The organism is Sorangium sp. So ce281, from assembly GCF_051527395.1.
Classification (GTDB): domain Bacteria; phylum Myxococcota_A; class Polyangia; order Polyangiales; family Polyangiaceae; genus Sorangium; species Sorangium cellulosum_B.
Genome location: NZ_CP150322.1, coordinates 11,387,072 through 11,408,011, shown reverse-complemented (window position 1 = coordinate 11,408,011; position 20,940 = coordinate 11,387,072). Strand labels below are relative to the sequence as shown.

At 71.7% G+C, this 20,940-nt stretch carries 15 protein-coding genes; 11 read left to right on the top strand and 4 right to left on the bottom strand.

Annotated elements, in window-relative coordinates; all coding sequences use genetic code 11:
* Positions 1–36 precede the first annotated feature (36 nt).
* Complete coding sequence (locus WMF27_RS43775; RefSeq protein WP_437762935.1) at positions 37–2,652, top strand: hypothetical protein; 2,616 nt, start codon at positions 37–39, stop codon at positions 2,650–2,652.
* Positions 2,653–2,658: 6 nt separating this feature from the next.
* Here the strand turns inward: WMF27_RS43775 and WMF27_RS43770 are convergent, their stop codons facing one another.
* Both WMF27_RS43770 and WMF27_RS43765 read right to left on the bottom strand, forming a co-directional pair.
* The gene (locus tag WMF27_RS43770) at positions 2,659–3,240 is read right to left on the bottom strand and encodes a hypothetical protein (RefSeq protein WP_437762936.1); all 582 of its coding nucleotides are present in this window, start codon (positions 3,238–3,240) and stop codon (positions 2,659–2,661) included.
* A gap of 39 nt (positions 3,241–3,279) precedes the next feature.
* Complete coding sequence (locus WMF27_RS43765; RefSeq protein ID WP_437762937.1) at positions 3,280–4,155, bottom strand: hypothetical protein; 876 nt, start codon at positions 4,153–4,155, stop codon at positions 3,280–3,282.
* 92 nt (positions 4,156–4,247) lie between these two features.
* On the opposite strand from WMF27_RS43765, the gene WMF27_RS43760 reads away from it, so the two are divergent.
* The 4 genes from WMF27_RS43760 to WMF27_RS43745 all read left to right on the top strand — a co-directional run bounded on the left by WMF27_RS43760 (position 4,248) and on the right by WMF27_RS43745 (position 10,602).
* Entirely contained in the window at positions 4,248–6,113 is a 1,866-nt protein-coding gene (locus WMF27_RS43760; protein WP_437762938.1) for a bifunctional homocysteine S-methyltransferase/methylenetetrahydrofolate reductase, read from the top strand.
* Positions 6,114–6,188: 75 nt separating this feature from the next.
* Positions 6,189–8,852: a M1 family aminopeptidase gene (locus WMF27_RS43755; protein WP_437762939.1), complete on the top strand. Its 2,664-nt coding sequence runs from the start codon at positions 6,189–6,191 to the stop codon at positions 8,850–8,852.
* 44 nt (positions 8,853–8,896) lie between these two features.
* Entirely contained in the window at positions 8,897–9,685 is a 789-nt protein-coding gene (locus WMF27_RS43750; RefSeq protein ID WP_437762940.1) for an enoyl-CoA hydratase-related protein, read from the top strand.
* Positions 9,686–9,750: 65 nt separating this feature from the next.
* Positions 9,751–10,602, top strand: coding sequence for a hypothetical protein (locus WMF27_RS43745; RefSeq protein ID WP_437762941.1), 852 nt, complete (start codon positions 9,751–9,753; stop codon positions 10,600–10,602).
* 339 nt (positions 10,603–10,941) lie between these two features.
* Here the strand turns inward: WMF27_RS43745 and WMF27_RS43740 are convergent, their stop codons facing one another.
* Positions 10,942–12,096 carry an FAD:protein FMN transferase gene (locus WMF27_RS43740; RefSeq protein ID WP_437762942.1) on the bottom strand — a complete coding sequence of 385 codons (1,155 nt, stop codon included), beginning with the start codon at positions 12,094–12,096 and terminating at the stop codon, positions 10,942–10,944.
* 159 nt (positions 12,097–12,255) lie between these two features.
* Here WMF27_RS43740 and WMF27_RS43735 point away from each other — a divergent pair, with 159 nt between their 5' ends.
* Positions 12,256–13,443, top strand: coding sequence for a M20 family metallopeptidase (locus WMF27_RS43735; RefSeq protein WP_437762943.1), 1,188 nt, complete (start codon positions 12,256–12,258; stop codon positions 13,441–13,443).
* A 6-nt stretch (positions 13,444–13,449) separates the two neighbouring features.
* On the opposite strand, the gene WMF27_RS43730 is transcribed toward WMF27_RS43735, so the two are convergent.
* Positions 13,450–14,031: a hypothetical protein gene (locus WMF27_RS43730; RefSeq protein ID WP_437762944.1), complete on the bottom strand. Its 582-nt coding sequence runs from the start codon at positions 14,029–14,031 to the stop codon at positions 13,450–13,452.
* Positions 14,032–14,258: 227 nt separating this feature from the next.
* On the opposite strand from WMF27_RS43730, the gene hemE reads away from it, so the two are divergent.
* From hemE to WMF27_RS43705, 5 genes are all read left to right on the top strand, one after another.
* Complete coding sequence (hemE, locus tag WMF27_RS43725) at positions 14,259–15,308, top strand: uroporphyrinogen decarboxylase (RefSeq protein WP_012241237.1); 1,050 nt, start codon at positions 14,259–14,261, stop codon at positions 15,306–15,308.
* A 203-nt stretch (positions 15,309–15,511) separates the two neighbouring features.
* Entirely contained in the window at positions 15,512–16,297 is a 786-nt protein-coding gene (locus WMF27_RS43720) for a class II glutamine amidotransferase (RefSeq protein ID WP_437762945.1), read from the top strand.
* Positions 16,298–17,388: 1,091 nt separating this feature from the next.
* Entirely contained in the window at positions 17,389–18,288 is a 900-nt protein-coding gene (locus WMF27_RS43715) for a GGDEF domain-containing protein (protein ID WP_012241235.1), read from the top strand.
* A gap of 42 nt (positions 18,289–18,330) precedes the next feature.
* Positions 18,331–19,692: an aspartate aminotransferase family protein gene (locus WMF27_RS43710; protein WP_437762946.1), complete on the top strand. Its 1,362-nt coding sequence runs from the start codon at positions 18,331–18,333 to the stop codon at positions 19,690–19,692.
* A 48-nt stretch (positions 19,693–19,740) separates the two neighbouring features.
* Positions 19,741–20,940 carry an acyl-protein synthetase gene (locus WMF27_RS43705; RefSeq protein ID WP_437762947.1) on the top strand — a complete coding sequence of 400 codons (1,200 nt, stop codon included), beginning with the start codon at positions 19,741–19,743 and terminating at the stop codon, positions 20,938–20,940.

Below are 20,940 nucleotides of genomic sequence, written 5' to 3'. Positions count from 1 at the left end.
GGTCCGTCAGGGTCTACCACCGACAGGGAGAGCCACATGCCGCGTCACAGAACATCCATTCATGCACTCTGGTTTTGCATCACCGCCGTCACGTCGTGCAGCGCGGAGGTTGATACAGCGAGCACGGACAGCGCCGAGGAAACTCGGCCTCACGCGCAGCAGGGGCCCGACGCCGCGTCCCTGGAGCGCCGCGCGGCGTTCATCGCGACAGTTCAGAGACAGGCGTCCTCCGCGTACAATGTAAGCCTCAACACGGCGGGCGCGCGCGCGGGGGTGAGCGCGCTGAATCCGGCGCACGGCCTCGTCTCCGAGTTCACGTCGGCCGGCGTCGCCGTGACCCGCGAGAGCTCGGTGAGCGCGGGTCGACTCACGATGAAGCTCGCGCGTTATGGCTGCGAGGGGGAGCTCGTCCCCCTGGACGTCGCGGCCGAACCGCGCGGATCAAGCAACCGCGTCGAGCTCAGGCACCTAGCCCGGTCCGCGGGCCTCCGCGTCACGGAGTGGTACCTGAACGGCCCCCTCGGGCTGGAGCAGGGCTTCTCCCTGGATTCGCCGCCTCCATGCCGTCGCGACGGCGAAGGCAAGGTGGAGCTCGAGATCGCGCTCGGGGGCGATCTCTCGGCGGAGCTCTCGGAGGACGGCCAGTCGGTGGCGCTCTTGGACGAGGCCGGCGCGGCCGTGCTGCGGTATGCCGATCTCGTCGTCCAGGACGCGCGCGGGAGCGTGCTTCCGGCGGAGATCAAGCTGAGCGACGCGAGCCTCTCGATCGTGGTGGACGACGCCGGCGCGACCTATCCGCTCGAGGTCGACCCGCTCATCGCCACGGAGCAACACGTGCTCTACGCCAGCAACGCCGCGAGCAACGACGGATTCGGGTGGTCCGTGGCCATCTCGGGGAACACCGCGGTGGTTGGCAGCCTGGACGCCGATGCAGCTTACGTGTTCGTGCGCAGCGGCGCGTCGTGGACCCAGGCGGCCGTGCTCACGCCCAGCGATGGTCTGCCGGGCGATCGCTTCGGCGCGTCCGTCGCCATCGACGGGGATACGATCGTCGTCGGGACCTTCTCTTACCCGGCGAATCACGGCGCTGCGTACGTGTTCGCGCGCAGCGGCAACGTGTGGCAGGAGCAGCAAAAGCTCGTCGCGCAGGACAACCCGCGCCGCGACAACTGGTTCGGAGTTGCCGTCGCCGTATCGGGCAGCACGATCATGGTCGGGGCGCCCTACGATAGCCCCCTGGCGCATGATGGCCCCGGCGCAGCGTACATCTTCGTCCGGAGCGGCGCCGCGTGGGCGCAGCAGGCCAAGCTCGTACCCAGCACCGACACCTTCGACCAAGGCTCCACCCTCGCCCTGGACGGCGACACCGCGGTCATGGGGGGAGAATGCGATGATGGGGTTGACTTCAACGCGGGCTGGGGTCGTCCGTGTCAGGTCCACGTATTTGCCCGCGCCGGCGACACCTGGGCCGAACAAGCCGTTCTTTACCCGCCGATCGGAGCGACACCGCACTACAGGTTCGGAGCCTCGCTCTCGTTGAGCGCGGAGACGCTGGCGGTCGGCACCACCGTCTACGATGAGCGCGGCCCCGACAGGACAGCCGCCGTGGTCTTCACGCGCAGCGAGGGCGCGTGGACCCAGCAGGCCATGCTGTACCGCAACGACGTCGACACGCCGGACTATGGCGGCTGGGGGCGCAGCGCCAGCGTCGCCGTGTCCGGGGACAGGTTGATCCTCGGCGGAAGTCACGACGGCGGACAGGGGCTGAGGGTCTTCGCCAGGACCGACGGCGTATGGACGCCGCAGAGCAAGGTCGAGAGCTCCACGTGGAACACGTGGGATGTTCGTGTAGCGCTCTCGGGAGACACGCTGATCGCCGGTACATGGGCCGATGGCGTTCGCGGCGAGGGCGCAGGCGCCGCTTACGTCTTCCAGGTGAAAGAGTACCTGCCGGCTCACCTCGTGGGAGCCCGCACGTTCGTCGAGCGTACCGCCGACACGCCGTTCGTGCTCGACACCGTCGACACCAACAGGTTCGCGACGCCGAGCAGCATCAACTGGGCGAGCTTCACCGGGGCCACGCAGGGCGCGTCGCTGTTCACCCTGTCCCTCCTGCACGAGGATCCCACGCTGACGACCTCGATCCTCCGCGGCTGGTGGGGATCGACGAGCCCCACGTCCGCGGGCCTGTACGGTCACGTGGTGGCCGGGAACCACTTCAAGCGGATCTCGAAGATCGGCGACATTTTGCCCGGCGATCTGCTGGTCATCAACTACACGGACGGCGGCTCGGGACACACGGCGATCGTCGATGCGTTCCCGACCGCCATCGCGCCGGCCATCGAGCCCGTCGTCTCCGGCACGACCCAGTATTCGCTCCGGGTCATCGACTCGACCAGCACCGCCCACGGGTGCGCCACGGACCCGAGCACGGGAGACACGCGATGGGTGCCGGCCGATCCCACCAAGCCGTGCCGCGGCGGGAGCACGGATGGCGGGGCGGGCAGGGGCACGATGCGCCTTTACGCCGTCTCCCCGGGCCAGGCGAACGCCGGGGACCTCACCGGGTACAGCTGGAGCCTCACGTCGGGCTCCGCGTACTTCCCGCACTCCGGCGCGCGGCCCCACGTGATCGGCCGGCTCGTCCGCTGACCTCGCTCACCGCCCCCGCTCGTAGTCGAGCGCGGCCTTCTCCACGACGTCCCAGTCCCGCGCGGCCCGCTCGGCCTCGGCCACGAGGTCCGCGGTGAACAGCGTGAGCCCCCAGATGCCGTTGTCGCGCCGCCGGAACGGGTACCGCGTGCCGCGCGCCGTCTCGACCGTGGCGCGCTCACCCGTCACCTCCACCTTCCCGATGCCGGACATGTCGCGCCGGAGGCGCGCGATGAAGCCCTGCTTCGTGGCCATGTCGACCCACACGTCCGCCCCGTCCTCGGCCATCGCGTGCGCGCGGTACTGCTCCAGCAGGCGCGCGCGCTCCGGCTCCGGGTAGCTCGCCTCGATCCGCTCGCTCGCCTTCCGCCGGTAGTCGCGGATGGTGTACGCCGCGTGCTGCGCCCGGTCCTCGAGGTACGCGAAGCACGCGCGCGGATCGTTGACGCCGATGCTGTTCGCGATGCGGAGATAGGCGCCCTCGGGCGTCGTGTCCGGCGGAAACCGGCCGAGCTTGACCGCGACGAGCACGAGGGCCAGCGCGCCGACGATGGCGGCGCCCCAGGCGATGGCACGGCGACGGGTCATGTCCGGCTCATCTCTCGCTCTCTCGAACCGCCCGGCACGCTAGTCGATGTGCCCGCCGAACTGCAGGTAGAGGGACGTTACCCGCCCCCGGTCGAACGCGGGCCCGAGCGGCCTGTCCAGCGCGAGGAGCAGGCCGGCCCGCATGAAGAAGGTCTTCTGGCTGTCGTACACGAAATACGGCAGCAGCGAGACCTGCCCCTGATCGCCGTCGGCCGACGGCACCCACACCGTCTGGAGCGCCACGCCGCCGCCGAAGCCGGAGCGGCTCTGGAGCTCGGGCTCGACCTTCGCCTGGAACACCGCCTCGAGATCGTCGGAGTCGTCGAGGAAATCGCGCGCGACGCCGTCCCCCACCGGGATGAAGAACGTGAGGTCCCCGCCCGCCCGGAGCACGAAGGACCTCCCGAAGCGGTACTCGATGCCGCCCAGGCCGCCGACCGGGAGCGCGTTCGCCGCCCAGAGGTGCAGATCGTAATAGGCCATCGCCGCCGCGCTGAAGTCCCTGGCGACGTGCCAGTCGTAGCCGTCGACCGCGCCGAGCGGCAGCCCGGCGCGGCCGCCCGCGTACCACGTGAGCTTGCGGGCAATGTCCGAGTAGTAGAGCGTGAACGTCGGGTTGCCGAGCGCGGCGCGCGACTGGCGGTCCGGGTCCTCGAAATCCCCCGGGCCGTCGAACGAGAGCGCCAGCGGGAACTTCAGGTTGATGAACAGATCCGGCGACGGCTCGAACTGCACGAACGGGACGGCGGCGAGCGACGTGCCGTAATCACGGGCGCTCCACAGGTAGAGATCCACGCCTGCGTCCGAGCGGTGCACCGGCGGATGCCAGGCGTGCGCCTCGGAAGGGGCGGCGAGGAGCGGAGCAGCGGCGGAGACCGCCAGGGCGAATGCTTGAAGCCATCGGGGCGTGCTCATCTCGAGCACTGCCCTACCGAGATCCTCGCCGCGCCGTCAACCGCGTCGAGCCCCCCTTCCTGAGAAGCCGGAGCGCCCCTACGATGCGCCCCATGTCCCGCACGAGACCAGAGGCCCCGTTCCTCGACGCGCTCCGGCGTTCGATCCTCGTGTTCGACGGCGCGATGGGCTCGCTGCTCTACGAGCGCGGGGTGTTCGTCACCCAGAACTTCGAGCAGCTGAACGTGGCGCGCCCCGATCTCGTGAAGAAGATCCACGCCGAGTACGTCGCGGCGGGCGCGAACGTCATCGAGACGAACACCTTCGGCGCGAACAGGTTCCGGCTCGAGCGGTACGGGCTCGTCAACGAGGTGCGCAACTTCAACCTCGCGGGCGCGCGCGTCGCGCGCGAGATCGCGGGCGGCGACGCGTACGTCGCCGGCTCGATCGGCCCGACGGGGCTCGTGCCCGGCGTCGCCACGCGCGACGACCTCGCCGCCGCGTCCGCCACGTTCGCGGAGCAGGCCGGCGCGCTCGCCGAGGGCGGCGCGGACCTCCTGATCCTCGAAACATTTCGCCATCTCGACGAGATCAAGCTCGCCATCGACGCGGCGCGGTCGGCCGCGCCGGGGCTCCCGGTCCTCGCGTCGATGACGTTCGACACGAGCGGCGTCGCGGCGGACGGCAGCGAGCCGGAGCGCGTCGCGCGGACGCTGCGGGACTGGGGGGTCGAGCTGCTCGGCGTCAACTGCGGCGACGGCCCGCAGCTGTCGCTCGCGATGGCGGAGCGGATGGCGACCGCGGGGCTCCCGCTCTGCGTGCAGCCGAACGCGGGCCTGCCCCGCACGGTCGACGGCCGCCAGCTCTACATGGCGACGCCCGAGTACTTCGACGTCTTCGCCCGCCGCATGATCCAGGCCGGCGCGGCGATGATCGGCGGCTGCTGCGGGACGACGCCCGAGCACGTCCGGTGGATGGCCAAGTCGGCCCGCATGCTCCGGGGCGGCGCCGCGCCCGAGGTCGCCGCGCGCCCGCACATCACGATGGACGCGCCCACGGGGCTCGAGCCCACGCCGCTCGGCGAGCGGAGCCCCCTCGCGGCGAAGATCGCCGCGGGCAAGTTCGTGGTCTCCGTCGAGGTGAACCCGGCGCCGGGCCTGAGCCCCGAGAGCGCGCTGAGCGCCGCGAAGATGCTCATCGACAGCGGCGTCGACGTCGTGAACGTCGCCGACGGCCCGCGCGCCACGGCGCGGATGACGAACCTCGCCTTCTGCTCGCTCTTGGTCCAGCGCTACGGCATCGAGCCGATCCTGCACGTCTGCGGCCGCGACCGGAACCTCATCGGCCAGATGGCGCACCTGCTCGGCGCCCACGCGATCGGCATCAAGAACCTCGTCGTCATCACGGGCGATCCGCCGAAGGTCGGCGACTACCCGGAGGCGACCGCCGTCTACGACCTCGACTCCATCGGGCTGCTCCACATGGCGAGCACGATGAACCGCGGCCTCGACCCGGCCGGCAAGCCGATCCCGGGCGGCAAGACGTCGTTCCTGCTCGCCACGGGGCTCGAGCCCGGCGCCCAGGACCTCGACAAGGAGATCGCGCGTCTGGAACGGAAGCGCGCGGCGGGCGCCGACATCATCATGACCCAGCCGATCTTCCACCAGGATCTGCTCGAGAAGGTGCTGCGGCGCATCGAGCACCTGGGGATGCCGGTGCTCGTCGGCGTGCTGCCGCTGGTCAGCCACAAAAACGCCGAGTTCCTCCACAACGAGGTGCCCGGCATGCAGATCCCGGAGGAGATCCGCGAGCGCATGCGCAAGGTGCCGGCCGGCCCCGAGGCGCGCAAGGAGGGGGTGAAGATCGCCCGCGAGATGCTCTTCTCGGTGCGCGACCGGGTGCAGGGGGCCTACCTGATGCCGCCCCTCGGCAAGTACGAGCTGGCGCTCGAGGTGCTCGACGGCCTCAAGACGGGCTGATCTGCCCGGCGACCCGCCCCCGCGCACGAGTTCTTGCTTGCAGCGCCGGGCGCCGCGCGGGGAAACTCCGCGGAGATGTCCATCGAGTACCGGCTCCACTCGCGCTGCGCCTGCGGCTCCGTGCTGTCGTCGTCCGAGTTCGCGGCCGCGTCGCGGCCCTTCACGCTGGCCGGGACGAGGCGCGTCTACGAGCGCTCGCGCCCCTTCACGATCCGGCACATCGCCCTCGATCTCGCCCTCGACGTCGAGGCGCGCTCGATCCGCGGCACGGCGCGGCTCGACGCGGTCCGCGTCGACCCCGGCGCGCGCGAGATCGCGCTCGACGCGACAGGCTTCGACCTCGAGGCGGTCGAGATCAGCGCCGGGGCCGGCCGCGCCGCGAAGCCCAAGCGCGGCGCGGGCAAGGCGGCGAGCGGCGGGTTCCACCCGGCCGAGCACACCTACGACGGCGAGACGATCCGCGTCGCCGTGCCGCTCGACGAGGCCGAGGTGTCGATCCTGGTCCGGTACCGGGCGACGCCGCGCCGGGGGATCTATTTCCTCCAGCCGGACGAGCACGTCCCCGACCGCCCCCGCCAGGTCTGGACGCAGTGTCAGGACGAGGACGCGCGCCACATCTTCCCGTGCATCGACAAGCCCCATATCAAGCAGACGACCGAGCTGCGCGCGCAGGTGCCGCCGGGCTGGTACTGCCTGTCGAACGGCGAGCTCGCGAGCGACGCGAGATCGCAGAAGGAGGGCGTCTATCACTACCGGCTGGACGAGCCTCACCCGAGCTACCTGTTCACGCTCGTGGCGGGCGAGTTCGCCCGCATCGACGACGCGGCGCTCGACGTCCCGCTCGCGTACTTCGTGCCGAAGGGGCGCGAGGAGGACGGCCGCCGCACGTTCGCGCGCACGCCGGACATGATCCACCACTTCAGCGAGAAGCTCGGCGTAAAGTATCCTTTCCGCCGCTACGCGCAGGTGGTGGTGAGCGACTTCATCTTCGGAGGGATGGAGAACACGACCGCCACCACGATGTACGAGCACATCCTGCTCGACGAGCGGGCGGCGCTCGACATCTCCTCGGACGATCTCATCGCCCACGAGCTCGCGCACCAGTGGTTCGGCGATCTGGTGACCTGCCGCGACTGGTCGCACGGCTGGCTCAACGAGGGATTCGCGACGTTCATGGAGCACGTCTATCGGGAGCACCACCTCGGCGCCGACGAGTACGATCACGGCCTGAAGGCCGATCTCGACTCGTACCTTGGCGAGGCGCGCGGGCGTTACCGGCGGCCCATCGTCTGTCAGGACTACGACGCGCCGCTCGACGTCTTCGATCGACACCTCTACGAGAAGGGCGGGCTCGTGCTCCACCTGCTCCGCCGGGAGCTCGGCGACGAGCTCTTCTGGCGCGGGGTGAGCACCTACCTGACGCGCCACGCGCGCGGGGTCGTGGAGACGCGGGATCTCGCCCGCGCGCTCGAGGACGTGAGCGGCAAATCGCTGGAGCGCTTCTTCGAGCAGTGGGTCTTCCGCGCCGGGCACCCCGAGCTCGACGTGAAGATCGAGATCGAGGGCGACCAGTGCACCGTGATGGTGAAGCAGGCGCAGGCGGCCGGGCAGCCCAGCCGGGAGCACGCGCTCCAGCCGGACGCCTCGACGCCGCCCGTCTTCGCGTTCGACCTGGTGCTCGATTTCGGCTTCACGGAGGGCAAGAGCTCGGTCACGCGGCGCGAGGTGCGGCGCGTGGATCAGGCGGCGCACACCTTCGTCATCCCGCTGCCGCGGCGGCCTCGCTTCGTGGTGGTGGATCCGGACCTCAGGATCCTGGGCGAGGTCCGGGTCGACGCGCCCGGCGATCTCCTGCGGGCGCAGCTCGCCCACGCGCCCACGGCGCGCGGCCGCATGCTCGCCGCGAAGCCGCTCTCGCGGCGCGACGACCCGCCGACGGCGCGGGCGCTCGGGCAGTCGCTCTCGGACGCGAGCGAGTTCTGGGGGGTGCGCGCCACCGCCGCGGCCGCGCTCGGCGCGCTCCAGTCGAGCGCGGCGTTCGCGCTGCTCGAGGGCAGCGCGGGCGTGGAGCACCCGAAGGTGCGCCGGGCGGTCGCGAGCGCGCTCGGCAGCTTCCGGTCGGCCAAGGCGGCGGAGGTCCTCGGCAAGCTCGCCCTGCGCGACGCGAGCTACCTGGTGCAGGCCGAGGCGGCGCGCGCGCTCGGGGCCACGCGGCAGAGCTCGGGGTTCGAGACGCTGGTCGATCTCCTGGATCGCCCGTCGTGGGGCGAGGTCATCCGCTGCGGCGTGATCGACGGGCTGGCCAACCTGCGGGACGAGCGCGCCGTGCCGCACCTGACGGCCCGCACGCGCTACGGCGTCCCGACGCGGGGGCGGCGGGCGGCGATCATGGCGTTGCCGAAGCTCTCCAGCGATCGGCGGACGCGCGAGCTCCTCGAGGAGCTCCTCGATCAGCCGGATCCGTACCTCCGGGTCGACGTCGCGCGGGCGCTGGGCGATCTCGGCGACGGCCGGTCGCGGGGCGCGCTCCAGCGGCAGCTCGACCGCGATCTCGACGGGCGGGTGCGGCGTCGGATCCGCGAGGTCTTGCGCGATCTCGGCGGGGCGGGCAAGCGCGAGCTGGATCGGCTGCGGGACGAGCTCGAGGCGCTGCGGCGCGACAACGCGGAGATCAGGGCGCGGCTGGGCAAGCTCGAGGTGACGAGCACCAAGGCCAAGAAGGCGGCCGACGCCAAGTGAGCGAGCCTCTTTGCCGCGCCGCCGCGGTCGACTAGGCAGGATCCATGTCGGAAGCCCCTCCCGTGAAGCTCGACCGGCGCGGCGCGGTCGCGGTGCTCACCATCGATCGGGCGGATCGCCGCAACGCGCTGTCCCGGGACGCGCTGCTCGCCTTCGGCCGCCTCGGGCGCGAGCTCGTCGACGACCCGGAGGTGCGCGCGATCGTGATCACGGGCGCCGGTGACAAGGCGTTCTGCGCGGGCGCCGACCTCAAGGAGCGGCAGGGCATGAGCCCCGACGACGTCCGTCGCCAGGTGGGCCTGTACCGGACCGACCTCGGGGTGCTCGCGCGGAGCCCGAAGCCGGTGATCGCGGCGATCAACGGCGTCGCGTTCGGCGGGGGGCTGGAGCTCGCGCTGATCTGCGATCTCCGGGTGGCGGCGCCGCACGCCGAGCTCGCGCTGCCGGAGACGTCGCTCGGCATCATCCCGGGCGCGGGCGGCACGCAGCGGCTGCCGCGGGTCGTCGGCGAGGCGCGGGCGAAGGAGATGATCCTGCTCGGCAGGAAGCTCACCGCGCCCGAGGCGCTCGCCTGGGGCCTCGTGAACCGGGTGTCGCCCGAGGGGACGCCGGTGGTCGACGACGCGATCGCGTGGATCGAGCCGATCGCGAGCGGCGCGCCCATCGCGCAGGCCGCGGCGCTCGGGGCGATCGACGACGGCTATGACGTGCCGCTCTCGCTCGGGCTCGAGATCGAGCGGGTCCACTACGACGAGACGCTGCGCAGCGAGGATCGGCTGGAGGCGCTGCGCGCGTTCGCCGAGAAGCGGAAGCCGGTCTACAAGGGGCGGTGAGGGGCGAACGAGGCGCGCTCCGGAGCGAGGTTCCTCGCAGCGGCCAGCATGCTACCCTTGCTCGCATGGATCCGAAGCCGACCGGCGCCACGTTCCTGCTCGCCCCGGCCGCTGGGGGCGGCGCGGCGGCCAGGCTCCCGCCTGCGGATCAGCGGCGCGCGGATTTCCCGCCGGTGGACGAGCACCTCGTGAGGCCGGAGGTGACGCGCGACGAGGTGCTCCGCGGGCGCAAGGTCGTCGCGGCGCCGTCGCTCGAGCCGCACGCCGAGCAGCAGGTGCGGCTGGATTTCCTGATCGCGCCGCATCTACGGCCCGGCTACATCGGCGCTGCCGACCTCATCACCCGCGTCGCCGAGGGCTCGGATTTCGCCACGGACCTCTCGATTCGCAAGACAGGGACCGATCCCGCGACGGGGCGCCGGTACCTGGAGGAGCTCTCGTTCGAGATCGTCAACGAGCAATCGATGCGGGACGTGCGTGAGAAGGCGGAGGATCTCATCGCCCGGGGCGTGCGCCGCGTCTTCGCGATCTTCGTCAAGCGCGGTGAGGTCGCCGAGTGGTCGGTGGCCGAAGCGCGGTTCGTTCCGCTCACGCCTGACGCAAGGCTCGAGGATGTGTGCCTGGTCCGTCCGGTTCATGTCCGCGCATTGCTCGACGGGGCGGCGGCCGAGCGCGAGGTCATCCGCGCGCTCGAGCACAAGGGCAATCCGGAGATCGAGGCCATCAAGGCGCGCGAGCGCCAGGACGCGCTCGACGAGGGGCAGCGCGCCGTGCTGCTGCGCCAGATCCGGGCGAGGTTCGGCGAGGTGCCCGGGGCGGCGCGGGAGAAGATCGTCGCGGCGTCCGGGGAGCGGCTCGCGGTGTGGGCCGAACGGATCCTGGTCGCAGGGACGCTGGACGAGCTCTTCGAGGGGTGAAGGGGCGCACGTCGCGGGCGGCCCCTGCGCCGGAGCCGAGCGCGTGGAGGAGTTCGCCAAGGCGGCGGCCGCATTCCGGGATCAGATCGGGCTCGTCGAGGCACTCTACTGCATAGCGACGATCATCGCTTCGCGGCACCTGGCATCTGCAAATACAATCTCCAGCAGATGCATCGACATCTCCCTCGTTGAGAATGGCAATTGCAACATTGAACTCGTCTTGATGTTTGACGGCTCGAAGCTCCTCGGAAAGCGTGCGCACGCCGCAAATTTCCGAGAGCACGAAGGGCTCCACACGCAAAGCGCAACACCTGAAACCTGGCCTCAGGGCCGAGACCACTACAGCCCCTCCGTCGGCTGCCGCAGCACCTCGACCTTGCCCTCCAGCCGCTTCGACACCCACACCTTGTTGTTCCGGTCGACGATCACCGCGCCGCAGTCCTCGATCGACTCGACGAGCGCGAGCCCCTTCTCGGCTCCCAGGATGAACGCCGCATCATCGACGGCGTCCGCGGTCAGCGCGTCCTTTGCCCAGATGGTCACGCTCCGGCTCCCGGTCGCCGGGAACCCGGTCCGCGGATCGATGATGTGGTGATAGCGCCTGCCGTCCTTGATGAAGCTCCGCTCGTAGTCGCCCGCCGTGGAGAAGGCGTGGTCCTCCACCTCGATCATCGCGAAGTAGTCGTTCGCGTCCTTGCCGCGCGGGTCCCGCACCCCTGCCCTCCACGGCGACCCGTCCGGCTTCTTTCCGGCGATGTACAGATCACCGCCGGCCTGCACGAAGAACGACGTCAGCCCCTCCCCGCGCAGCACGCGCGCCGCGGCGTCGACGGCGTAGCCCTTCGCGATCCCGCCGAGGCTCATCCGCATCCCGGGCTTCCCGAGCATCACCGTGCGCCGCGCGCGATCGATCTTGATCTGCCTGTGATCGATGAGCGCGCGCGCCCGCTCGACGTCTTCCTTGCGCGGCACGTTGTCGTCGATGTCCTCGTCGAACTTCCAGAGCCCGTGCATCGCCTCGAAGGTGACGTCGAAGACCCCCTCGGAGCGCTCGCTGATCCAGAGGCTCTTCTCGATCACGGCGAGCGACTCCGGGCTCACCTCCACCGCGCCCTTCCCGGCCGCCGCGTTGACCCGCGACAGCTCGCTGTCCTGCCGCCAGGTCGTCATGAGCCCCTCGAGCCTGCGGATCTCGGCGATCGCCTTGTCCAGCCGGGCCCTGATCGCGGCCTCATCCATCGCCTCGCTCGTGTAGGCGGCGAGGAGCAGGCTCGTGCCCATCGCCCTCGCCTCGACCGCGACGCGGGCGGGCCCGGCCTGCGCCGGAGCGGCCTGGGCCGGCAGAGGCCCCGCGCTCGCGCTCGAAGCGGCCCGCCCGGCCTCCTGGCGCGGGCGTGGGCGCGCGTCGCAGGCAGCGAGCGCGAGCGCCGCCGCGAGGCAGGGGCAGAAGCAGAAGAAGCAGAAGAGGAGCGGAGAGCAGCGCGGTCCGTGCATTCGAGGATCCTGGCTCCGTGAGAAGTCCCGACAGCGTGGCGGCGCGCGAACGCGCGAGCGCGCGAGCGTCACCACCGGGCGGCGTCGGCGGAGCTCCTCCGCCAGCGCCACCATGGCCCGGGCGAGCCGCGCGGATCCAGAGTAGTATCGCTCGCCGCCATGAACCTCGACCCGAGCCGCATCCAGCGTGACATCGACGACCTCTCCCCGGACCTCCGCGAGATCGCCGCGCGCATCCACGCGAACCCCGAGCTCCGGTTCGAGGAGCACAGGGCTGCGGCCTGGCTCGCCGAGGCCGTCGAGAAGCGCGGCATCCAGGTCGAGCGGGGGCTCGCCGGCATGCCGACCTCGCTCCGCGCGCGCATCGGGCGCGGCGGGGGTCCCCACCTCGCCATCCTCGCCGAGTACGACGCGCTCCCGGAGATCGGCCACGCTTGCGGGCACAACCTGATCGCGGCGGGAGCGCTCGGCGCGTTCCTCGCGCTGGCGCGGCAGAAGGACGCCGTGGCCGGCACCGTCGATCTGGTCGGGACGCCCGCCGAGGAGGGGGGCGGCGGCAAGATCAGGCTGCTCGAGGCGGGCGCCTTCGAGGGCGTCGACGCCGCGATGATGTTCCACCCGTTCGACCGCGACCTGCTCGCGCACGACACGCTGGCCAGCGCCTGGATCGAGCTCCAGTTCCGCGGCAAGCCGTCGCACGCCGCGCTCGCGCCGTGGGACGGCAACAGCGCGCTCACGGCCTGCCTCGACACCTTCCGGCTGATCGACGGCCAGCGCGTCCACTTCCGCGACGGCGTCCGGGTGCACGGGTTCATCAAGAACGGCGGTCAGGCGGTCAACATCATCCCGGAGCTCGCCGTCGCCGAGTTCTCGGTCCGCGCCCTCGACACCGAGGAGCTCGCCCGCGTGCGGGCGATCGTGGAGCGCTGCGCCCGCGGCGCGGCCATGGCGAGCGGGGCCGAGCTCACGCTCGTCGATCAGGGCGGCTACAAGAACATGGTCAACAACCGGAAGATGGCGCGCCGCTTCGGCGAGCACCTGCGCGCCCTCGGCCGCTCGCCGCTCGAGATGGACCCCGCCGTCGGCACCGGCTCGACCGACATGGGCGACGTGTCCCACGCGCTCCCCGCCATCCATCCGTGGATCGCGATCTGCGGCAAGGGAGAGACGACCTGCCACCAGCACGCGTTCGCCGAGCGCGCCGCGAGCCCCTCCGGGCAGGACTCGATGCTGATCGCCGCCAAGGCCATGGCGATGACGTGCGCGGATCTCCTGCTCGATCCCGAGCTGCGGCAGGGCGTGCGCGAGGAGTTCGCGCAGCGGAAGGCCGGGGCGAGCGCGCGCTAGTTCCCTTCAGCCGTCGTCCTGAAGGGGGTTCCCGAGATCGTCCATCAGCCCGGTCCCCCCCTCGATCGGGATCGCCCGCGCCAGGGCGACCCGCTCCAGCATCACCGACAGCGCGATCCTGTCTCCGACGTCCGGCAGCCAGGTGCGCGACCCGTCCCAGAGATCGAGCCGGATGTTGCTCGCCGGCACGCTCCCGCTGACCGCCGCGGCGCCGGCGCCCGCCTGCGCGGAGGGCACCGCCATCCGGTCGATCTGCGACCAGGCGAAGCGCCGCACGCGCGGCACGCCGAAGGTGAGCAGCTCGCGCAGCTCGATCCCTTCCGGGTGCACGACGACCCCCCGCATCTGCTCGCGCAGCACCATCGCCAGCGCGCTCACGCACAGGATGATGGCGCACACGCTGGAGGAGACGAGCCGGTGGCGATCGCCCTCGACGACGTACTGGAAGATCCGGGAGCTCGAGGGAGCGTTCTGGCCGTAGACGATCACCGCCGAGACGCCGAGGGCGAAGGCCAGGTAGAGCAGCGCCGGGATGCGCTCCTTCAGCGGCGGCCCGAACGCGATGCGCTTCTCGGGCCTGTACGTCATGTCAAAGCCGGGAGGTCTGGAGGGACGCGCCATAGACTCGTAGTCTACACGGCGGGTGAGCCGGCGCTTGGGTCCGCCCCCTCGGCCGGGCCACCTCGGGCCGGGTCGCGCCGCGCTCCCGGCGACCCACGTGCGGGCGATGGGCTGAAACCCATTGCCGGGCGATGGCTGAACGGACATGAAGGGGCGTCCCGACGGCGTCCCGTCCACCCCTCCTGGAGCCTTCCATGCACGATCGCTTCCTGCGCGCCTGCCGGCGAGAGCCGACCGATGTCACGCCCGTGTGGTTCATGCGCCAGGCCGGCCGGTACATGGCCGAGTACCGGGAGCTCAGGAAGAAGTACACGCTCCTCGAGATCTGCAAGACGCCCGAGCTCGCGCTCGAGGTGACGCTCCAGCCGCTGCGCCTCGGGATGGACGCGGCGATCCTCTTCGCGGACATCCTGCTGCCGCTCGAGCCGATGGGCGCCCCCTTCGAGTTCGCGAAGGGCGAGGGCCCGGTGATCCACGAGCCCGTGCGCGATCGGGCCGGCATCGAGCGGCTGCGGGTGTTCGAGCCCGAGGAGGGCCTCGGCTACGTGCTCGACGCCGTGCGCCTCATCCGCAAGGAGCTGGACGGCAAGACGCCGCTCATCGGCTTCGCCGGCGCGCCGTTCACCATGGCGAGCTACCTGGTCGAGGGGGGCAAGTCGAGCGACTACCGGCTCACGAAGCAGCTGATGTGGAGCGACCCCGAGGCGTGGTCGGCGCTGATGGGCAAGATCTCGGAGGTCGTCCGCCGCCTGCTGCGCGCGCAGGTCGCCGCGGGCGCCCAGGCGGTGCAGCTGTTCGACTCGTGGGTCGGCTCGCTCTCGATCGACGACTACCGCGAGCACGTGCAGCCGCACGTGCGGTACATCCTCCGCGACCTCGAGGCGACCGGGGTCCCGGTCATCCACTTCGGCACGAACACGGGGGCGCTCCTGGAGGCGCAGCGCGACGCCGGCGGCACGGTCATCGGCGTCGACTGGCGCACGCCGCTCGACAAGGCGTGGCAGCGCGTCGGGTACGACCGTGCGGTGCAGGGCAACCTCGATCCGCTGCTGCTCTGCGCGCCGCGCGCCGTCGCCGAGCGCCGCGCGCGCGCGGTGCTCGAGGAGGCCGGCGGGCGCGCCGGGCACATCTTCAACCTCGGCCACGGCATCATCCCGGAGACGCCGGTCGATACGGTCAAGGCGGTCATCGATCTCGTCCACTCCATCCCGCGCGCGTCGCTCCAGGGCGAGCCGGACCGCTGACGCCGCGCATCGCGCCGCGGCGTCGACCGGGATCGTGCGGCGGGCGCCAGGCCGCGCCGCCGCATCGCGCCGCGTCGGTGACCAGGATCGTGCGGCGAGGAGCGAGGCCGCGCCGCCGCCTGGCCCTGATGAAGAAGCCGCATCGGCGCCTCACCGTCGAGATCTCAGACACCCTCCCGGGGTGATATGGTCCAGCCGCGAGCATGTGCGAGCTCCTCGGGATGGAGTGCAACGTCCCCACAGACATCGTCTTTTCGTTCAACGGCCTCCGGCACCGGGGCGGCCGCACCGGTCCCCACGCTGACGGCTGGGGCCTCGCGTTCTTCGAGGGGCGCGCAGCGCGCGTGTTCCTCGATCCGAGCCCCGCCGCGGAGAGCCCGCTGGCGCGATTCCTCAGCGAGACGCCCATCAAGACGCTGCTCGCGATCGGCCACATCCGGCGCCGCACCCGCGGCGACGTGCTCCTCGCCAACACGCACCCGTTCATGCGCGAGCTCTGGGGACGCCACTGGGTCTTCGCGCACAACGGCACGCTCCCTCGCGTCCGGCGCCGCGCGCTGGGCCGCTTCAACCCCATCGGAACGACCGACAGCGAGCACGCCTTCTGTTACCTGCTGGAGGGCCTCCGCAGCTCGTTCCCCGGCTATCCGCGCCGTCCCAGCGAGCTCTGGGAGGCGATCGCGGCGCTCGGCGGCGAGCTGGGCCAGGACGGGACGTTCAACTTCCTGCTCGGCGACGGGCGCCACCTCTTCGCCCGCTGCGCAACCCGGCTCTGTCACATCATCCGCAAGGCCCCCTTCGGCATCGCGACGCTCCTCGACGACGATGTCCGCGTCGACTTCTCGGCCGTCACGACCCCGAAGGATCGGATCGCGGTGGTCGCGACGAGCCCGCTCACCGCGAACGAGACCTGGACGACGGGACGACCGGGCGAGCTCTGGGTATTCGATGGCGGTGAGCTGCGCGCGACGCTGCCGTCGCTCGCCTGATCGACGCGCCGGCGCGGTGTCCGCCCCTCGCGCGCGGTCGCGCCGCGGCCTGAAGATGGGCACGGCGGCCTGAAAAAAAAACGCCGCGACGGACCTGGGGGGGGAAGGTCTCCGCCGCGACGCAGGTCTATCCTACGCACCCTGTGTGCCAAGTCAACTAACCGGCAGCGCCGGCGGCCCCTCCGCTGCGCGGTCGCGGCGCGCGCCGCGCACGTCGGTCCACGCGGTTCCGCTCCGTTCCGCTCCGTTCCGCTCCGTTCCGCTCCGCTTCGCGGGGCTCCGTTCCGCGCCGCTTCACGCCGTCCTGCTCGGCTTCGCTCGGTTTCGCTCCGTTCCGTGCCGCGTCGCTCCGTGCCGCGTCGCTCCGTGCCGCGTCGCTCCGTTCCGCGTCGCTCCGTTCCGCTTCGCACGGTTCCGCTTCGCGCCGTTCCGGTCCGCTGCGTTCCGCTTCGCTCAGTTCAGCGTTGTGATGCGCCCTGGTTTTGAGGCAGAACTCACAGAGCCTCGTCCCCGCAGAACGCGGACATGCCAGGCAAACAGACACATCGTGTTCCAGCGAACCATTCTCTCCCTTGCCGGCTCAATCGCTCGCCGGACGGGTGGCGGCGCGCTCGGGAAACGCATAGAGAGACCCGCGTCCTCGGCAGCTCGGGCTGCACAAGAGGAAAGAGATGGGGCGTCAGCTGCGATAGCAGCGCACAGCACCCCACAAGGCGCATCGGCGAGCACCGGCGGTGCGGCGCGGCGTGAGCGGCAGCAAACGACGGCGAGGGGCGGACGGCGTGCGGGGAACAAGCCGAGAACGAGGAAGGGCGCAACGAGCGCAACAAGCGCAACAAGCGCGACCGAGCGCAGAGGGCGACGTAGGCCGTTGTCGGGTCGGGAAGGCGGAGGAAGCACTGAAGACGGCTCCGCCCGGATGGCCGTCTTGACGGGAGTCGGGGCATGTCAGTACGCTTTGACGTTGGGCGAGCTAGGGCATATCGAACCGTTGCATCGCGACCGAAGAGCCACGCCCGGGTAGGTTCCGTCTCGGGAAGAGCTCGAACGATGTCGAGGCTAGGTCGCACGACGGGTTGGGCTGAGCGCGCGTGAGTGACTTCGACGAAAAGACTCGTGTAACGCAGGTGGTCCAGCCCCCACCGGGCGGCGGCAGCAAGAACACGACCGACTGCCTGGTCGTGATCTACACGAAGGAGCCCACGCTGCTCGGCAAGCGGTTCGTGCTGGAGAACAACCCGACGCGGGTCGGTCGCGGCGCGGACAACCACATCGTGCTCGACGGCGACTCCGTGTCACGGAGGCACGCCCATTTCGAGCAGCGGCCGAGCGCCTGGATGGTCGTCGACGACGGGAGCACCAACGGGACGTACTGCAACGATGAGCAGATCTCCCGCGAGGTGGTGCTGAAGAACGGAGACCGGGTGAAGATCGGCCCCACGATCTTCAAGTTCCTGTCCGGCGCCGACGTGGAGGCGCAATACCACGAAGAGATCTACCGGATGACCATCATCGATGGTCTCACGCAGATCCACAACAAGCGCTACCTCTACGAGGCGCTCGAGCGCGAGATCATCCGCGGCCGCCGCCACGAGCGGGACCTCGCGATCCTCCTGTTCGACATCGACCACTTCAAGCGCATCAACGACGTCCACGGCCACCTGGCCGGCGACTTCGTGCTGAAGGAGGTCGCGCGCATCGTGCAGAGCCGCATCCGCCGCGACGAGGTCTTCGCGCGCTACGGCGGCGAGGAGTTCGCCATCATCCTGCCGGAGACGTCCATCGAGGGCGCGGCGGCCCTCGGCGAGACCCTGCGTCAAAAGGTCGCGGAGCACCTGTTCGTGTTCCAGGCCGACAGCATCCGCGTGACGATCAGCGTCGGCGTGGCGCTTCTCCAGGAGGGCGATCGCACCGCGAACGACCTCATCAAGCGCGCGGACGAGCGCCTCTACCACGCGAAGAACAGCGGGAGAAACCGGGTGTGCGCCTGAGCAGCCGCCCGCGGGCGCGCTAGGCTCCGGCGGAGGAAGACGATGCCGAACAGCGATCTGCCGCTGCCGTCGGCGCCGGACGCGGGCAGCGGCGCTGAGCTGCCCGCGATCCTGTCGCCGCCGCCTGGTCCCCTGTCGCGGAGCGCCCTCGAGCGCCTCGAGCGCGTCGAGTGCCCGGCGTTCGGCCGGCGGCGCGAGGCGCGGGCGCAGAAGAGCGGCGCCGACATGCTGCCGATCGTGCTGTCGCACGGGCGCGGCGCGAACGTCTGCGACGTCGACGGGAACCGTTACGTCGACCTGTGCGCCGGCTTCGGCGCGCTGCTGCTCGGCCACGCGGCGGCGCCGGTGCGGCGCGCGGCGGAGGAGCAGCTGGCGCGGCTGACCCTCGCGCTCGGCGACGTGTACTCGGCCGACGTGAAGATCGCCCTGCTGGAGCGCCTCGCGGCGCTGCACCCCGGGCCCTCGCCCATGGCGCTGCTGGGCCAGAGCGGCAGCGACGCGATCACCGCGGCCGTCAAGACGGCGGCGCTCTCGACCGGACGGCCGGGGCTCGTCGCGTTCGAGGGCGCGTACCACGGGCTCGGGTACGCGCCGCTCGCGGCGTGCGGGCTGCGCGAGAGCTACCGGGCGCCCTTCGCGGAGCAGCTCAACCGGCGCGTGACGTTCGCGCCCTACCCGCGCGACGAGGCGGGCGCCGCGCGCTCGGTCGACGCCGTCGAGCTCGCGCTGCGCGGGGGCGACGTCGGCGCGGTCCTCCTCGAGCCGATCCTCGGGCGGGGCGGCTGCGTCGTCCCGCCCGACGCGTTCCTGCGCGCGGTCTGCGAAGCGGCGCACCGGCACGGGGCGCTCGTGATCGCGGACGAGATCTGGACCGGCCTCGGTCGATCGGGGGCGATGACGCGCACAGGAGAGCTCGGGGCGCCGGTCGACATCCTCTGCTTCGGCAAGGGGCTCGGCGGCGGGCTGCCCATCTCCGCGTGCGTGGCGCCCGAGCCGATCATGCGGGCGTGGGCGCGCGAGGGCGAGGTGGTCCACACGTCGACGCACTCCGGATCGCCCCTCGCGGCGAGCGCCGCGCTCGCGACGCTCGCCGCCCTCGACGAAGGCCGGCTGGCCACGCGCTCGCGCGACGTGGGCGCTCGCTTCCAGGCGATGCTGCGAGAGGCGCTCGCGCGCAGGGCAGGCGTCGTCGACGTGCGGGGCGCGGGGCTCATGGTCGGCGTCGAGCTCGAGAGCGCCGAGCTGGGGCTCCGGGCCATGCGCGGGATGCTGGCCGAAGGGTACCTGGTCCTCACGGGCGGGGTGCGCGGCGAGACGCTGACGCTGACGCCGGCGCTCACCATCCCCGAGGCGCTGCTCTCGGCCGCGGCCGGCGCGCTCGAGCGCGTGCTGCGCGCGTGTTGACGGCCTAGCGCGCGAGCGGAGCAGGACGCGCGTGCTATCCCGGTGCCCGTGGGACCGATAGACCAGAGCGAGGCGCTGCACCGCCGCGCGCGGGCGTTCATCGAGGCGTCGCTCGGCGTGGACAGGGCGGGCTCGACAGGCGCCGGCCGAGCCGCGGCGGCCTCTCCTCCGCAGGACCAGGGCGAGCGCGGGGCGCTCCCGGAGACCTTCGATGCGCTCGCGGTCGCCCTCGCCCGGCACCAGGCCGCGCGTTGCGCGCCGGTGGCCCGCCTCTTCGAGGCGCGCGGCGCGGACGTCGCCGCGATGGATCACGCGGCGCAGATCCCCGCTGTGCCGTGCGACGTGTTCCGGTTCGCGCGCGTCGCGGCCCACCCGCCGGAGGCGGACGAGCGCGTCTTCCGCACGAGCGGAACCTCCCTCGGCGCGGCGTCCCGCGGCGAGCACCCGTTCCGCACGACCGCCACGTACGAGCTGGCCGCGCTCGCGTGGGGGGAGCGCCTGCTGTGGCCCGACGGCGCGCGGCTCCGGGCGATCGTCCTCGCGCCGCCGCTCCACGAGGCGCCGGACTCGTCGCTCGGGTTCATGATCGACCGCTTCGCCGCGCGCCTCTCGGGGCCGGCGAGCTGGCACGTTCGCGGCGGCGAGCTCGACGCCGCGGGGTTCGCCCGCGCGTGCGCCGAGGCGCGCGCCTCGGGAGAGCCGGCGCTCGTGCTCGGCACGTCGTTCGCCTTCGTGCATCTGATCGAGCACCTGATCGAGGCGCGGCTGCCCGAGGGCGCGGCGCGGCTGCCCGAAGGGAGCCGGGTCATGCAGACCGGCGGCTACAAGGGCCGCTCGCGCGAGGTGCCCGCGGACGAGCTGCGGGCGTCGATCGCGCGGGCGCTGGGGGTGCCCCTCTCGCACGTCGTGAGCGAGTACGGCATGACCGAGCTCTCCAGCCAGCTCTACGAGGGCACGCTCGCGGCGGCGCTCGCCGGCGCACCGGGCGCGGCGCCGGGGCTGTACCTCGCGCCTCCCTGGACGCGCGTCACCGCGGTGGACCCCGAGACGCTCGCGCCGCTCCCCGCGGGGGCGATCGGGCTCGCGCGGATCGTCGATCTCGCGAACGTCGACTCGGCGGTCGCCATCCAGACCGCCGACCGCGTGCGCGTCACCGCGGAGGGCGTCGAGCTCCTGGGCCGCGCGACCGGGGCGCCGCCGCGCGGCTGCTCGATCGCGATGGACCAGATGCTCGGCGGCGGGCCGTGA

Bases quoted from the DNA above. Each gene is read 5' to 3' on its own strand.
- WMF27_RS43775 (WP_437762935.1), top strand. From the start codon at position 37: ATGCCGCGTCACAGAACATCCATTCATGCACTCTGGTTTTGCATCACC.
- WMF27_RS43770 (WP_437762936.1), bottom strand. From the start codon at position 3,240: ATGACCCGTCGCCGTGCCATCGCCTGGGGCGCCGCCATCGTCGGCGCG.
- WMF27_RS43765 (WP_437762937.1), bottom strand. From the start codon at position 4,155: ATGAGCACGCCCCGATGGCTTCAAGCATTCGCCCTGGCGGTCTCCGCC.
- WMF27_RS43760 (WP_437762938.1), top strand. From the start codon at position 4,248: ATGTCCCGCACGAGACCAGAGGCCCCGTTCCTCGACGCGCTCCGGCGT.
- WMF27_RS43755 (WP_437762939.1), top strand. From the start codon at position 6,189: ATGTCCATCGAGTACCGGCTCCACTCGCGCTGCGCCTGCGGCTCCGTG.
- WMF27_RS43750 (WP_437762940.1), top strand. From the start codon at position 8,897: ATGTCGGAAGCCCCTCCCGTGAAGCTCGACCGGCGCGGCGCGGTCGCG.
- WMF27_RS43745 (WP_437762941.1), top strand. From the start codon at position 9,751: ATGGATCCGAAGCCGACCGGCGCCACGTTCCTGCTCGCCCCGGCCGCT.
- WMF27_RS43740 (WP_437762942.1), bottom strand. From the start codon at position 12,096: ATGCACGGACCGCGCTGCTCTCCGCTCCTCTTCTGCTTCTTCTGCTTC.
- WMF27_RS43735 (WP_437762943.1), top strand. From the start codon at position 12,256: ATGAACCTCGACCCGAGCCGCATCCAGCGTGACATCGACGACCTCTCC.
- WMF27_RS43730 (WP_437762944.1), bottom strand. From the start codon at position 14,031: ATGACGTACAGGCCCGAGAAGCGCATCGCGTTCGGGCCGCCGCTGAAG.
- hemE (WP_012241237.1), top strand. From the start codon at position 14,259: ATGCACGATCGCTTCCTGCGCGCCTGCCGGCGAGAGCCGACCGATGTC.
- WMF27_RS43720 (WP_437762945.1), top strand. From the start codon at position 15,512: ATGTGCGAGCTCCTCGGGATGGAGTGCAACGTCCCCACAGACATCGTC.
- WMF27_RS43710 (WP_437762946.1), top strand. From the start codon at position 18,331: ATGCCGAACAGCGATCTGCCGCTGCCGTCGGCGCCGGACGCGGGCAGC.